We start from the raw sequence: 14,352 nt of genomic DNA on the forward strand, positions 1-14,352 counted from the left end.
GAATATCAAAACAAATTCTCCGTGTGAGTTGAGGTATCCTGATCTCATGCAGGAGGACGCTGATGCCCAAATCGACGAAATATGTCGCCAAACTGGCGGATGAACATGGCCACATTACCTACACAGACGAAGAGAATGCGGTCTGGGCTGATCTTTACGCGGCACAGGAAGAAAATGTACGGCGCTATATGGCGCCGGAATACCTAAGCGGTTTGGCGCGACTGGACCTGCCGAAGACCAAAGTGCCTTCTTGTGCAGAAATTTCGAAACGGCTGCTGGACCTGACCGGCTGGCGGGTGCAGCCGGTTCCGGCGCTTATCGGGTTCAAGACGTTTTTCGGGATGCTGGCGGATCGGGTTTTTCCGGCCGCTTCCTTCATCCGCTCCCGGGAAGATTTCGACTATATCGAAGAGCCGGATATCTTTCATGAGATATTCGGACATACACCGTTGTTAAGTGATCCGCGTTTTGCCGCGTTCAGCCACGCCATCGGGCTAGCCGGAAAGCAGGCAGATGACGCGGATTATGCCTGGTTGATCAGGCTTTACTGGTTTTCGATCGAGTTTGGCCTGCGCCGCCAGAACGGTCAGATCAAGGCGCTGGGTTCAGGGTTGGCGTCGTCGCCGACAGAACTGGTCTATGCCGTGACCAGCGACATACCCGATCGTGACCCGTTTGACGTTCTAACGATTCTGCGAACACCATACCGGATCGATATGCATCAGATGGGGTATTTTGTTCTGGATGACCCTGAAGAGTTGTTTGAGGCCGCCGAACGGGACCTGCTGGCAGATGTTCGTCGTGCGCGCCGCCTCGGGCTGTTGCCGAACAAGTTTCCCGAAAAGGTAACCGCCGCCGAGTAGCGGGGGCTGCGTCTTTTCAAGCGTCAAGGTTTTTGTACATATAGGTTGTGGGCTCGAATTTTGGTTCTAATGGGTTCCGGCAGTAATTCGGTATTTCCCCCGCGATCTGAAACCCAAGGCTTTGATAAAGCAGCCGCGAGGGATCGGTGCTGCGCGTATCAAGTACAAGCACCGTGCGCCCCACCTCTCGCGCCCGAAGAACAAGCGCATTCATCAGGGATCGGCCTAACCCCCGCCGTCTGGCGTTGGGGTGGACCAGAAGTTTCGCCACGTCGGCGCGGTGGGGTTGGTTGGGCATTGCCGCCGGGATCAGTTGAACGGTGCCTGCAATGCGGGGACCGTCATACGAAACGAACAAGTCCAGCTTACCTGACCTGAGACCGGGCTGTACGTTTTGTTGCCAGTACGCACGCGCATCGTTCAGGGTAAACGGAAGTATGAAACCTATGCTGGCCCCATCATGAACACAGGCATGCAGGATTTCAGCCAGGTCATCCAGCGCCGCGTCAAAATCGTTCTCGGTCAGGCGCGTGATCATATAAGCACCAGCAGGTAACGTGCACCACGCGACGCCCCTGTTTCAAACCGGGTCGGTCCCGACAGATGGTAGCGCAGGCAATCCCCGGCGTTCAGCGCGTGGGGAGTTCCATCAACCGTCAGAGTAAGCGCACCGTCCATTAAGATCAGATGATGCTCTTGCCCCGATTTAGGTGGCACTTCGTAGGTGATGACCGTGCCCCGGGGAAGGTGGCATTCCAGAACCTCGGCGTTCAATCCATTTGCAAGTGGTGAAACAGCACGGCGGGTGAAGCCGGTTTCGGGGTCGCGCCACTCGGTCTGGCGTTCGAATGGAACCTTGGGGTCAAAGCTGTCTTCAACCATCATCAGCAGGCGTGAGATCGGCAGATCGTATGCAGCGCACAGACGGCCTAGATTGTCGGCTGTTGGGCTGACATCCCCTTTTTCCATACGGGACAAGGTGGCGCGGCTGATCCTGCTGTGTTCGGCAAGGTAATCCAAAGACCAACCACGCCCGCGGCGCAGTTCGCTCAGGCGATTGGCAAGGCGGTTTGACAGGGTGTCAGGCATTACATCATATTGAAAAAATTTCTCATATATGAGAAAATATACAAATAAACATCACATATCAACGAAAAAGGATGCGGACAATCCGCATCCTATTCAAGAAGTCAGAGCCAAGAAGGATTACTTCCAGCCAACTTCGTTAAAGATCTTCTGCGCTTCGGGGATGTTCTTTGCAACGTCTGAAAGGTTCACGTCGTCTGCCTTGAATTCACCCAGCGCCTTGACCGACTCGGCCAGTTCGACATTTGGAACTGCCGGGAACTCGTCATTTCCCGCCGAGAAGTATTTCTGCGCCTGATCGCTGGCCAGATACTCAAGGAACAGGATCGCGTTTTCCTTGTTGGGTGCGTGCGCGGCGACCCCACCACCGGATAGATTCATATGCGCGCCATAGCTGTCCTGGTTCGGGAAGACCCAGCCGATCATGTCGCGGTCTGCGGACAAGCCTTTGACGTCTGTGCGAATGGAGCGCGCGAAATAGTAGGTGTTCGAAACCGCGATGTCACACTCGCCCGAAACGATGCCGCGCAACTGGTCGGTGTCACCGCCCTGCGGGTCACGCGCCATGTTGGCGACAACACCCTCGGCCCAGGACTTGGCGGCCTCAGTGCCTTCATGTGTGATGATCGATGCCAGCAGGGTCTGGTTGTAGGTGTTGGTCGAAGACCGGATACAGACCATTCCCTTGTATTCCGGTTTGGCCAGATCAGCGTAGGTGGCCGGCGGGTTGGTCACGTTTTCCTTGTCGAAAAAGATGATCCGACCGCGTTGCGAGAAACCAAACCACTGATTGTCGCTGTCCTGCAGGTTGGTGGGAATGCGCTCTTCCAGTTTTGCGCTGTCGATCGATTGCAGGATACCTGCGTTCTTGGCTCGTGCCAGGCGCGACGTGTCCACGGTCAGCATCACGTCGGCAGGTGAGTTTGCGCCTTCCGCTTCCATCCGGGCAATCAGTTCATCCGCTTTGCCTTCGATCCTGTTGATCTTGATGCCGGTTGCGTCTTCAAAGTCGGTATACAGCCGTTCGTCGGTGTCATAGTGGCGCGACGAATAAAGGTTCAGCTCGCCTTCGGCGGCGGCAGAGGTTGCGATCAGTGCCGACAGCGCGGCGGCCAGGCAGGTCGTGGATTTCAGCATTGTGTGCCTCAACAATTGAATTTCGGGTCGGTCATTAATCCGACTGATTTTCTCAATTATACGATTCTGGGCGGGATGCAAGTAAATCCGACTGATTTACTTGGTCAAAAGGTCGCTAGTGACGTTCATTATGCGATGCTCTGAAGGCATACGAGGGGGGAAGGTTGGTGGTAACGTGGTCGAGGGACTTGGTCCAAGCGCTTCTAGCGGATATTTTGGCAAGACAGATTGTCCGAGAAAAAGAACATGCCGTCTTATTCACTTAAAGGAAGAACGTGAGATATGCCCGAAACACTGGCTGAAAAATTGGAGAAATCTAACCTTGGCCATTGGATGTCGCGCTTTGAAGGGTTCATGGTTTTTGTTGGCGTGGTTGGTCCTTTTGCCACACTGCCACAGCTCGTGAAGCTGTATTTGACGCATTCGCACCATGCCTCGGGACAGTCCTTGTTGTCTTGGTCTCTATATACCGCCTTGTCCCTGCTTTGGTTTGCTTACGGCTTGGTTGTTGGAAAGCTTCCAATCTATGTCGGCAACGGGATTTCGATGGTTCTGAACTTTCTTATGGTCGTGGGCATTCTGATCCATGCAGGGATTACATTTTAGGCGCGGGTAGAACAAAAAAAACCGCACTCGAAGGTGCGGTTTCTTTAAGCAGTGATGTGCCGTTCTTAGCCCTGACGAGCTTTGAACTTGCGCTGCGTCTTGTTGATCACGTAGACGCGGCCTTTGCGACGCACAATCCGGCAGTCGCGGTGCCGGTTCTTGAGCGAGCGGAGCGAGTTCTTGACCTTCATGGTCTGTCTCCAATCTGCGGCGCCTTCATCAAGGACGTGGCCAGCGCCTGGGTTACTCGGGTGCCCCGGACAACCGGAACAGTGAAACGATGGTGGGCGGTACAAGGATCGAACTTGTGACCCCTTCGATGTCAACGAAGTGCTCTACCGCTGAGCTAACCGCCCACTTTCCCTTTGCGTACCTTGCCCCATAACGAAATGGGGCGCGGATCCCCGCGCCGGTAGCGGGGTCTATAAAAGGAGTCGCAAAAGGGTTCAAGGGGTTTGGAAGAACAATTTTTCCGGTCTATGTTGATTACGAACACGGAGGGATCATGCAAAGCGCAGCCTATGTATTGGATATGCCCGAAAACCGCACCTCGTGCGTGGTTTTTTCATCGCCACACAGCGGGCGGGAGTATCCTGAGGCATTTCTGAACCGGTCCGTGTTGAACCGGAGCGTGATTCGATCCTCAGAAGACGCCTTTGTTGATCAGTTGTTCGCGCCCGCGGCGGAAAACGGTGCCCCTATGATCAAGGCGGCCATGCCACGTGCCTATCTGGATTTGAACCGCAGCCTGGATGAGCTTGACCCGGTCTTGATCAGCGGTGCCCGCAGGCACGGGCATAATCCAAGGGTCGCGTCAGGGCTGGGGGTGATTCCCCGCGTAGTTGCCAACGGTCGGGCAATCTATCGCGGCAAACTTACCATGGACGAAGCGCGGCTGCGCATCGACACCTATTGGCGCCCTTATCATGCGCGGTTGAAATCCCTGCTGGCCGAATCACACGAGATGTTCGGACAGGCAATTCTGGTGGACTGCCACTCGATGCCGCACGAGGCGGTGGCCATGGCGGGCACTGCGCGCGGAAGGCGGCCCGAGATCGTGCTGGGCGACCGGTTTGGCGCGTCCGCGTCGCCAGAGGTCGTCGATATCATTGAAGCCGCTTTCGCGGCAGCGGGTCTCAACGTGGCACGCAATGCGCCTTTTGCCGGAGCATATGTGACGCAAACCTATGGTCGTCCCGGTCGCCAGCAGCACGCTGTTCAGATCGAGATTGATCGCGCTTTGTACATGGACGAAGAAAAAATCGCGCCCAATGCCAATTTCATGGCGTTCTCGAAGCTGCTCAGGCAGGTGGTTCGCGAGATTTCCAGCCTGGGTGCGAGCCCAGAGCGTCTGGCGGCGGAATAATATCAGCGCAGCGCACGGCCCTTCATGATTGCTTCGGCCCCGAACCGCTGGCGAATCTCGTCCGTGGCCCGTTCGGCCTTTGATCTGCGGGCAGCATCCGGATCCAGCAGGTCGCCGGAAATATCCGCCTGATCCGCCGGGCAAAGGTCAGACAAACCACAGCCCAACAACCGATACGGCCCCTGATCGCCAACCTGATCGAACAGGCCCCGGGCCGTGCGGTAAATCCGGTCGGCAATCTGTGTCGCATCCCGCAAGGACACGCGCCGCGTCAGGATCTTGTGATTGGCTTTCTTCAGTTTCAACGTGACAACCCGACCTGCCAGATCCTTTGCCTTGGCGCGGTCCGACACTTTCAAGGCCATGCGCCACAAATGGCCGTCCAGAATATCAAGGCTCGACGTGTCTTCGAAAAATGTCGTCTCGTTGCTGATGGATTTCATCGGCTCATGCGCTGATACGCGTCGCTTGTCCTGACCCCGGGCCAAGTGCCACAGGCGATATCCCATTGAACCGAACCGTGCGGTAAGTGCCTCCTGATCCCAACGCAGCAAATCACTGAAAGTTCTGATCCCGGCCTGGTCCAGCGCTTCCTGCGCAGCCGGGCCAATACCCCAGATCAACCGTACGGGTTTGTCGTTCAGAAACTCTGCCGTTTCCGCCTTGCCGATGACTGAAAACCCGCGCGGTTTGTCGAGGTCCGATGCGACCTTGGCCAAAAACTTGTTGTGACTTAACCCGATTGAGCCGGTGACACCGATTTCATCCTTCATGCGCTTGACCAGACGCGCCAGCATGACGGCCGGTGGCGCGCCATGCAAACGTTCGGTTCCCGACAGGTCCATGAAGGCTTCGTCCAGCGACAGGGGTTCGACCACGGGTGTCAATTCATCCATCATGGCGCGGATGTCGCGCGACACCTGGGCGTAGACGGACATGCGCGGCTTGATCACGACGGCTTCGGGGCAGAGTTGCAACGCCTTGAACATGGGCATGGCCGACCGGACACCGCGAATACGGGCAACGTAGCAGGCAGTTGAAACAACGCCGCGCCTGCCGCCGCCAATGATAACCGGTTTGTCCGCCAGTTCAGGGTTGTCACGTTTCTCCACCGAGGCATAGAAGGCGTCACAATCCATATGGGCAATCGACAGGTCAAACAGTTCCGAGTGAGTCTTTACCCGCGGACTGCCACAGGCAGTACAGCGTTGTTCGTTTGACAATGTGGTCAGGCAATCTCGGCAAAGACCGGGCATCTGCGTCCTCATGCGTTCCGCAGTTGGCTTGGAAATTCTTTATATCACCTGTGATCCTGGATCAAAGGCCCTGCTGGCATGGGATGATTTGAAAAGAAGACCCCCCGCACATCGCGGGGGGAAGTAACGAACCTCAGGAAGAAGCGGTTCGTAGGGGAGTATTTCCCCTTCAGAATCCCTGAAAATCATTAGTTTCGATAGGATGAAGGTTGTGCGGAGAAAACTCGGGTTTTGAATGTGTGTTTTCTGGCACAGAGACGATTTGGCGCGGTTTCGTCAAAAAGTGACCTTAGGTCAACTTGTTGCGCGGAAAATCCAACGCAAAACCCACCTGAAATGACCAGGTGGTCTTAGCACACCTTGAGAGAATTTAATTCGGAAAGAACGGCCTCAGCAGCGGCCTTTGGGTCTTTTGCCTGATAAATCGGGCGGCCAACAACGATGTGATCTGCGCCATCCTGAATGGCGCTTGCCGGGGTGGCTACACGTTTCTGGTCACCAAGCGCTGCGCCAGCAGGGCGCACACCAGGGGTTACGATCAGACGACCTTCAGCCTGAGGCAGAACGCGGATCAGGGCGGCTTCCTGCGGGCTGGCGATAACGCCATCAGCACCGGCTTCAAAGGCTTTGGCCGCGCGCTCAACGACCAAGTCCTGCACATCACCGGATCTCAGAAGGCTTGCGTCCAGATCGTCGCGGTTCAGCGAGGTCAGGATGGTCACGGCGAGGATCTTCAGGTCTTTACCCGCAGCACCTTCTTTGGCAGCGCGCACCACATGAGGGTCACCATGCACGGTCAGAAAATCCAGATCGAATTGCGCCAATCCCCGCACGGCATTTTCAACTGTGTTGCCAATGTCGAATAACTTCATATCCAGGAAGATGCGCTTGCCGTGATCCTGTTTCAGTTCGTTGGCCAATGCCAGCCCGCCACCGGTCAGCATACCCAGCCCGATCTTATAGAAAGAAACACTGTCCCCCAAACGTTCTGCCATGGCCAACCCTTGCAGAGCGTTGGGAACATCAAGGGCTACGATCAGGCGGTCATCAGACATGGGGGGCGCTCCTTTTTGGCAAACGTCTGCGTCCTAGCGGCTTCGGGCCGCTCTGTCCATCTGCTAAGCCGCGCAGGCAGCTTCAAATCGTGTTATCGTGCTCTGTATTGAAAACTCGAATTCAAAATAAGGGGCGACAAATGAAAAAGCTGGTTTTGTTGGGCGCGTTGATTGCACTGGCCGCATGTAATGAAACGCCGCCCGAGGAGACGGATACAGGGGCTGCACCTGTGCCGACCAATGACGATTTGCGTTTGGTTGGTGGTTACAGGTCCGAGGATGATTGGTGTCAACTTACTGGTGAAACGGCGTTTACCGGCAATTTCCTGGACCATACGGCAGATCTGGTTTCTTGCCCGACGGGAAGTGCGGCAGCCCAATCTTTGGTGAATGATCTGGGTGCCGTTCAGGTCGCCGAGACCGGTGGTTATTCAGTCTATACCATCCGGCGCGAATAGGTCGATTTCTGTGTTTTAGCCTCTTGAACCACTGAAGATATTTCCCAGATTGAATGTGAGGCTTCGACCGACATGTGCTGCCAGGCGGGCATGTCAAAACGGGGCGCTTGGAAAAGGAGAATATCATGGACTTGAACAAGTTCACCGAGCGGGCACGGGGATTCGTGCAGGCAGCGCAGACCATTGCGCTGCGCGAGGGGCACCAGAGGCTGGAGCCCACACATATACTCAAAGCATTGATGGATGACGATCAGGGGTTGGCCAGTAACCTGATTTCGCGCGCGGGCGGTGCACCGAACCGCGTGGTTGAGGCGCTGGACGCGGCAATGGGGAAAATCCCTAAGGTCAGCGGCGACGCCAGCCAGATTTACATGGACGGCCAGACCGTCAAGGTTCTGGACGAGGCCACAAAAATAGCTACCAAAGCGGGCGACAGCTTCGTCCCTGTCGAACGTGTTCTGATGGCACTGTGCATGGTGAAGTCCAAGGCCAAGGATGCATTGGACGCCGGAGCCGTATCAGCGCAAAAACTGAACGAGGCGATCAACGACATTCGCAAGGGTCGCACTGCTGACAGCGCGTCGGCGGAAGAAGGCTATGACGCGCTCAAGAAATACGCGCGTGACCTGACCGAGGCTGCAGCCGAAGGCAAAATTGATCCGATCATCGGTCGGGATGAGGAAATCCGCCGCTCGATGCAGGTTCTGTCGCGTCGCACCAAAAACAACCCGGTTCTGATTGGTGAGCCCGGCGTCGGTAAGACCGCGATTGCCGAAGGTATGGCCCTGCGTATCATCAACGGAGACGTGCCGGAATCGCTCAAGGACAAAAAACTGCTCGCCCTCGACATGGGTGCACTGATTGCTGGCGCGAAATACCGGGGTGAGTTCGAAGAACGGCTGAAGGCCGTTCTGACCGAGGTGACTGAAGCCGCTGGTGAGATCATCCTGTTCATCGACGAGATGCACACGTTGGTCGGTGCCGGGAAATCGGACGGTGCAATGGATGCTGCCAATCTGATCAAGCCTGCGCTTGCCCGGGGTGAGTTGCACTGTATCGGTGCGACCACGCTGGATGAGTATCGCAAATACGTAGAAAAAGACGCTGCCCTTGCGCGCCGGTTCCAGCCTGTAATGGTACAGGAGCCGACAGTCGAAGATACGATCAGCATCCTGCGCGGCATCAAGGAAAAGTACGAGTTGCACCACGGTGTGCGCATCTCTGATTCAGCGCTTGTTTCAGCGGCGACCCTGTCGCACCGCTATATCACTGACCGCTTTCTGCCCGACAAAGCCATCGACCTTGTCGACGAGGCGGCATCGCGTCTGCGGATGGAGGTCGACAGCAAGCCCGAGGAACTCGATCAACTCGACCGGAACATCCTGCAGATGCAGATCGAGGAAGAGGCGCTGAAGCTTGAAGATGACGCGGCCTCGAAAGATCGTCTGGAAACCTTGCAAAAGGACCTGGCCGATTTGCAGGAACGATCCGCCGAGATGACAGCACAATGGCAGGCCGAACGCGACAAGCTGGCGGGGGCCCGTGACCTGAAGGAACAGCTCGACAAGGCGCGCGCTGATCTTGAGATCGCCAAGCGTGAAGGCAACCTCGCCAAAGCGGGGGAATTGTCCTATGGCGTCATCCCCGAGCTTGAAAAAAAGCTGACCGAGGCCGAGAACGCCGAAAGCAATGGTATGATGGCCGAGGAAACGGTGCGCCCTGAACAGATTGCTTCCGTCGTGGAGCGCTGGACCGGTATCCCGACCTCGAAAATGCTGGAAGGTGAGCGCGAGAAGCTGCTGCGGATGGAAGACGCTTTGCATTCCCGCGTGATCGGTCAGGATGCAGCGGTGACTGCCGTCGCCAACGCCGTGCGCCGTGCGCGTGCGGGTCTGAATGACGAAGGCCGCCCGTTGGGATCGTTCCTGTTCCTCGGGCCGACCGGCGTGGGTAAGACCGAGCTGACCAAGGCCGTGGCGAATTTCCTGTTCGATGACGACAACGCGATGGTGCGTATCGATATGTCCGAGTTCATGGAGAAACACGCGGTTGCCCGTCTGATCGGTGCCCCTCCGGGCTATGTCGGTTATGACGAAGGCGGTGTGCTGACCGAAGCCGTGCGGCGCAGGCCCTATCAGGTCGTGCTGTTTGACGAGGTCGAAAAGGCGCACCCGGATGTGTTCAACGTGCTGTTGCAGGTTCTGGATGATGGGGTTCTGACCGATGGTCAGGGCCGCACCGTGGACTTCAAGCAGACGCTGATCATCCTGACGTCGAACCTTGGGTCTCAGGCGCTCAGCCAGTTGCCCGATGGCGCGGACAGCGCGCAGGCACGCCGTGACGTGATGGATGCGGTGCGGGCACATTTCCGGCCAGAGTTCCTGAACCGTCTGGACGAAACGATCATCTTTGATCGCCTCAAGCGGGCCGATATGGATGGCATCGTCGATATCCAGATGGCGCGTCTGCAAAAGCGCCTGGCGGCCCGCAAGATCGAACTGGCCCTGGACGATGGTGCCAAGGAATGGCTGGCCAATGAAGGCTATGACCCTGTCTTCGGAGCCCGCCCGCTGAAACGCGTGATTCAGCGCGCCCTGCAGAACCCGCTGGCCGAAGCGCTGTTGGCCGGTGAGATCAAGGATGGTGAGGTTGTCCCGGTCACCGCCGGGGCTGATGGCTTGATCATCGGTGACCGGTTGGGGACGTCGGAACGGCCCCGCCCGGATGATGCAGTGGTGCATTGATTTAGGCACAAACGGAAGACCCGCCGCATTGGCGGGTCTTTTTTGTCTGCATCTACGCTCTTCGACGCGCCAAAATTCCCCGGCTTGTCCGGGATGGTGGGCCTGCGGGGAATGAGTACTCGCTTTCGCATTCAAAGCCAGCTTTGTGCAATAGTCCCAGAATTTCTTCTCTGCCGAATGTGCGATGGCGCCATTGCAGCCAGATGATTGCATTGCACCAATGCGGCTTTGACACCACCAGATACAAACGACCGCCAGGGCGCATCATATCGTGAATCTTCTCAAGTGCGCGCAACGGATCGGGGCAATGTTCGATGACATGCGCAGCCAGTGCCACATTAGCAGGTTCCAGAACGACAGACCCTAACAATCCCTGCACAAGTCTTGGCTCGACACCCCGCGCCTGTAACGCGCTTTGACCCTGTTTCAACATGGCTTGACTGGGTTCGAGAAGGGTTATTTCGACGGGTGACCCGTGAATAGCGACCCAGGCTTCTGCAAACGAGGCCGTCCCGGCACCGATATCAACAACCCGACTGTTATGCTCTGTCGCGAGCTGACTTGCTGACAGAAAACCAAGATACGCATCGTAATAACCAAGAGCACGCATCTTATCCCGCCATTTTGGTGCAGCGGTATCATAGCGCCGTGTGGTGTCAGACTTGGTCTTGCCCATTGGCTGGCTTGCTCTCAGTGCCTACCACTCATGGAATGCGCAGATGGAAACTGACCCACTGAAGAAAGCGGGCCAGTTTCGCCAAACGTCAGTTTCATCAGATCAGCGCAAGTATCCGCGCCGGACCTCCGGTGCCGCCTGCGTGTTTCGGTGCGCCAATAACAAGTGTTGCGCCTGACGCGGGTACCTGATCCAGATTGGCCAGGCATTCGATCCCGAACCGGCCGGATGGCAACCAGGCATAATGGGTGGCGAAATCCGCAGACATGCCGTGATCCAGTGACAAGGTGTCAACGGCAATAGACCGGGCTCCGGTTTCCTCCATCAGCATCTGCGCAGCTTCAACGTGAAAGCCCGGGTAATGCTGCGCTTCACCGTCGAAATTGCGGAACGCGTCCGTTGCCGTTTTGCCAGCCCACCCAGAGTGCATGGCGACACAAGCGCCGTCTGGTATATCGCCATTGGCGGCTATCCAGGCTTTCAGGTCATCAGGGGTTAAACGCGTATCGGCGTCTTCTGCTGCGCGGGCAGCGATATCGACCACGCAAAGTGGTGCAACCAGATATGAGACCGGGATTTCATCGACCGAAGCCCCATCCGCAGAAAAGTGCAGCGGGGCATCTATATGCGTGCCCGTATGCTCATTGATCGACAAATTGAACAGATTGAATCCGTGTTCCGCGAAATTGAATGCCTGTTCGGCCGAGATACCCGGCTCTCCGCCCCAGGTCGGGAACTCCGGGCTGAGCGTGTGGGTCATGTCTTGGACACCGCCATGCCCCGCGGCCAGTGCGGCCGGTGCCATAGCCCCGGTTGCGGCAGCCGCAACACCCGATGCCGCCGCGGCTTTGAAGAACCCGCGCCGGGACAGCATCCTGTCTTTTACGGCGTTCATTACACAGATATCACACATTTTTCGTCCTCCCATTGCGGCCACGCGGCTGCAAAAACAGGCCCGCCACACTGTTGATCGCGTATGGTGCCTGTCTGACAGAGTGCAGTTTTGGACCCGCAGTTGTAAAGACTGCAGGCAGACAACTCGGCTGTTGTCCTCGTTCAGAGCCAGCTCTGAATGAACCGTATATCCCCAACGAAATGTTCGAGCACTGAGAGTTGGCTCAGGTCGTGACAACCGCTGAAAGCGGGCAGAGCGCGGCACAATCCGCCTGTCTGGGCCTGTCGCCACTCGGAACGTTACAATCACGTCGCTCAAACGTGACGCCTGTTTCCATGGGTCTGTGCTATCAGCACCCTAAGTCTGTAATGACAAACGAATATGACGGAGACCTAAATGGCGCATCGCTGGACCAATACATTAACACATGCCGACGTCACCCCACGGGCGTCGTTCCTGAACCGTCGGCAGGTCATGGCCGGGATGGCGGGTGTTGGTGTGGCGGCAATGGGCCAACCAGCTGCGGCGCAGGATGCGCTGGAGCCGAACACCTGGGATGAGATCACGAGTTACAACAATTATTATGAGTTCGGGACCGGAAAAGATGACCCGGCGAAATATGCGCATGCGCTGGTGACCGAACCCTGGAGCGTAAAGATTGACGGTCTGGTCGATCGTCCTGGTGAGTATGATTTCAAGGACATCCTGTCCGAGATGACGATCGAAGAACGCATCTATCGCTTCCGTTGCGTTGAAGCCTGGTCGATGGTCGTACCATGGAACGGGTTCGAACTGGCCGATCTTCTGAAAATGGCGGGGGTGAAAGACGGCGCGAAATACGTAGCGTTCGAAACGGCCCACCGCCCGGATGAGATGCCGGGAACGCGCTATCCCATTCTGGAATGGCCCTATCGCGAGGGTATGCGCCTGGACGAGGCGATGCATCCGCTGACGATCATGGCCACTGGTATCTATGACAAGCCGATTCCAAATCAGAACGGCGCGCCTTTGCGTCTGGTCGTACCGTGGAAATACGGGTTCAAATCGATCAAGTCGATTGTCCGGATCACGCTTGTTGAAGAAGAGCCGCCCACCAGTTGGAATATGGCCAATTCGCGAGAATACGGTTTTTATAGTAATGTAAACCCGAACGTTGATCATCCGCGCTGGTCGCAAGCTTCCGAACGTGAAATCGGCGGCGGCCTGTTTGCCTCGCGCAAACCGACGCTGATGTTCAACGGTTATGAAGAAGAGGTCGCCAGCCTTTATGAAGGTATGGATCTGGCCAGGAACTACTAGAATCATGCAGGCCATCAATCAGACACTCCGGCGTATTCCGGTATGGGCCGTTTATCTGATGGGCGCGCTGCCCGCGCCCTGGCTGTTCTATCTTGGCCTGACTGGCGGTTTGGGAATCGAACCGATTGAGGCGCTGGAACACCGCTATGGCGAACTGGCTTTACAGTTGCTGATTGCCGGGCTGGCCATCACATCCTTGCGCCGATTTGTGGGCTTGAACCTGATGAAGTTCCGTCGGGCCATTGGGGTGCTGACTTTTGTATATGTCAGCCTGCATCTCCTTGTCTGGCTGGTTCTGGACGTTCAGCTTCCCAGCCAGATTTGGACGGATATCCTCAAGCGTCCTTATATTACCGTTGGAATTGGGGCGTTTCTTTTGCTGTTGCCTCTGACGGCAACATCCAACAACTGGTCGGTGCGCCGATTGGGGCCGCGTTGGCGCAGGCTGCATTGGCTGGTGTACCCGGCCGCTTTGCTGGGCGGACTGCATTACGTGATGCTGGCAAAAGGGTTTCAGATCGAGCCGCTGATCTATTTGGCAGCTATAGTCATCCTTCTTGCCCTTAGGTTGCCGCTTCCAAGCCTGTCACTCCAGTCCAACACAGCAGATTCTGCCTGACTCGGAAGCGAGTCTGTGAGTAACATTGTAAACAAGGCGATAAAGTGCGGAACCCCATCTGTGTTTCCGACGATTCCGGCGCGCTTCCGCCTGATCGTGAATAGTTAACATATTGAAAATAAATAATTATTTTTGAAATCGGCATTTTCTTTTGTTTTCGTGCATTTTCCGCTTGCGGGTTTTGAGAGTAATACTTAGAACCCCCTTCACCGGCGCAACAGAGGTTGGCCTGACGGACTGGAAAGACGGTTGAGACGCTCAGGAGAGACTGGGGGCATCTGAGGTTGAGTTT

The 14,352-nt window shown here is 56.4% G+C and carries 15 protein-coding genes and 1 tRNA gene; 7 read left to right on the plus strand and 9 right to left on the minus strand.

From position 1 onward, the window contains the following. The first annotated feature begins 62 nt into the window (after positions 1 to 62). Complete coding sequence (locus ACR0BZ_RS11890) at positions 63 to 863, plus strand: phenylalanine 4-monooxygenase (RefSeq protein WP_480539382.1); 801 nt, start codon at positions 63 to 65, stop codon at positions 861 to 863. A 16-nt stretch (positions 864 to 879) separates the two neighbouring features. On the opposite strand, the gene ACR0BZ_RS11895 is transcribed toward ACR0BZ_RS11890, so the two are convergent. From ACR0BZ_RS11895 to ACR0BZ_RS11905, 3 genes are all read right to left on the minus strand, one after another. After that, entirely contained in the window at positions 880 to 1,401 is a 522-nt protein-coding gene (locus tag ACR0BZ_RS11895) for an N-acetyltransferase family protein (RefSeq protein WP_480920282.1), read from the minus strand. Further along, complete coding sequence (locus tag ACR0BZ_RS11900) at positions 1,398 to 1,952, minus strand: helix-turn-helix domain-containing protein (protein WP_480920283.1); 555 nt, start codon at positions 1,950 to 1,952, stop codon at positions 1,398 to 1,400. Before ACR0BZ_RS11900 ends, ACR0BZ_RS11895 begins: the two co-directional genes overlap by 4 nt. Positions 1,953 to 2,069: 117 nt before the next feature. Next, positions 2,070 to 3,086, minus strand: coding sequence for a Fe(3+) ABC transporter substrate-binding protein (locus ACR0BZ_RS11905; RefSeq protein WP_480920284.1), 1,017 nt, complete (start codon positions 3,084 to 3,086; stop codon positions 2,070 to 2,072). A 282-nt stretch (positions 3,087 to 3,368) separates the two neighbouring features. Here ACR0BZ_RS11905 and ACR0BZ_RS11910 point away from each other — a divergent pair, with 282 nt between their 5' ends. Further along, complete coding sequence (locus ACR0BZ_RS11910) at positions 3,369 to 3,692, plus strand: SemiSWEET transporter (protein WP_480474865.1); 324 nt, start codon at positions 3,369 to 3,371, stop codon at positions 3,690 to 3,692. A gap of 65 nt (positions 3,693 to 3,757) precedes the next feature. On the opposite strand, the gene ykgO is transcribed toward ACR0BZ_RS11910, so the two are convergent. Both ykgO and ACR0BZ_RS11920 read right to left on the minus strand, forming a co-directional pair. Next, complete coding sequence (ykgO, locus tag ACR0BZ_RS11915; protein WP_008755722.1) at positions 3,758 to 3,883, minus strand: type B 50S ribosomal protein L36; 126 nt, start codon at positions 3,881 to 3,883, stop codon at positions 3,758 to 3,760. Positions 3,884 to 3,973: 90 nt separating this feature from the next. Continuing rightward, positions 3,974 to 4,048 (minus strand) — tRNA-Val (locus ACR0BZ_RS11920). A gap of 149 nt (positions 4,049 to 4,197) precedes the next feature. On the opposite strand from ACR0BZ_RS11920, the gene ACR0BZ_RS11925 reads away from it, so the two are divergent. After that, positions 4,198 to 5,058: an N-formylglutamate amidohydrolase gene (locus ACR0BZ_RS11925; protein WP_480920285.1), complete on the plus strand. Its 861-nt coding sequence runs from the start codon at positions 4,198 to 4,200 to the stop codon at positions 5,056 to 5,058. Between the two features lie 2 nt (positions 5,059 to 5,060). Here the strand turns inward: ACR0BZ_RS11925 and ACR0BZ_RS11930 are convergent, their stop codons facing one another. Together ACR0BZ_RS11930 and pyrF are read right to left on the minus strand one after the other, a co-directional pair. Beyond that, entirely contained in the window at positions 5,061 to 6,314 is a 1,254-nt protein-coding gene (locus ACR0BZ_RS11930; RefSeq protein WP_480623866.1) for a DNA polymerase IV, read from the minus strand. 350 nt (positions 6,315 to 6,664) lie between these two features. Further along, positions 6,665 to 7,369 (minus strand): orotidine-5'-phosphate decarboxylase, encoded by a 705-nt coding sequence (gene pyrF / locus ACR0BZ_RS11935; protein ID WP_480920286.1) that lies wholly within the window; start codon positions 7,367 to 7,369, stop codon positions 6,665 to 6,667. Between the two features lie 140 nt (positions 7,370 to 7,509). Between pyrF and ACR0BZ_RS11940 the strand changes: the two genes are divergently transcribed. Further along, positions 7,510 to 7,827 carry a hypothetical protein gene (locus ACR0BZ_RS11940; RefSeq protein WP_480920287.1) on the plus strand — a complete coding sequence of 106 codons (318 nt, stop codon included), beginning with the start codon at positions 7,510 to 7,512 and terminating at the stop codon, positions 7,825 to 7,827. A 125-nt stretch (positions 7,828 to 7,952) separates the two neighbouring features. Then, on the plus strand, positions 7,953 to 10,571 hold the full coding sequence (gene clpB, locus ACR0BZ_RS11945) for an ATP-dependent chaperone ClpB (protein ID WP_480587101.1): 2,619 nt from the start codon (positions 7,953 to 7,955) through the stop codon (positions 10,569 to 10,571). 52 nt (positions 10,572 to 10,623) lie between these two features. Here clpB and ACR0BZ_RS11950 read toward each other — a convergent pair whose 3' ends face one another. Both ACR0BZ_RS11950 and ACR0BZ_RS11955 read right to left on the minus strand, forming a co-directional pair. Then, positions 10,624 to 11,247, minus strand: coding sequence for a class I SAM-dependent methyltransferase (locus tag ACR0BZ_RS11950; protein WP_480488071.1), 624 nt, complete (start codon positions 11,245 to 11,247; stop codon positions 10,624 to 10,626). Positions 11,248 to 11,344: 97 nt separating this feature from the next. Continuing rightward, positions 11,345 to 12,160, minus strand: a complete 816-nt coding sequence (locus ACR0BZ_RS11955) for a cyclase family protein (protein WP_480833528.1) — start codon at positions 12,158 to 12,160, stop codon at positions 11,345 to 11,347. A gap of 378 nt (positions 12,161 to 12,538) precedes the next feature. Here ACR0BZ_RS11955 and msrP point away from each other — a divergent pair, with 378 nt between their 5' ends. Further along, entirely contained in the window at positions 12,539 to 13,441 is a 903-nt protein-coding gene (gene msrP, locus ACR0BZ_RS11960; RefSeq protein WP_480920288.1) for a protein-methionine-sulfoxide reductase catalytic subunit MsrP, read from the plus strand. Between the two features lie 4 nt (positions 13,442 to 13,445). Continuing rightward, positions 13,446 to 14,060, plus strand: coding sequence for a protein-methionine-sulfoxide reductase heme-binding subunit MsrQ (msrQ, locus tag ACR0BZ_RS11965; protein ID WP_480920289.1), 615 nt, complete (start codon positions 13,446 to 13,448; stop codon positions 14,058 to 14,060). Positions 14,061 to 14,352: the final 292 nt, after the last annotated feature.

The sequence above is a fragment of the Ruegeria sp. P8 genome, assembly GCF_056534665.1.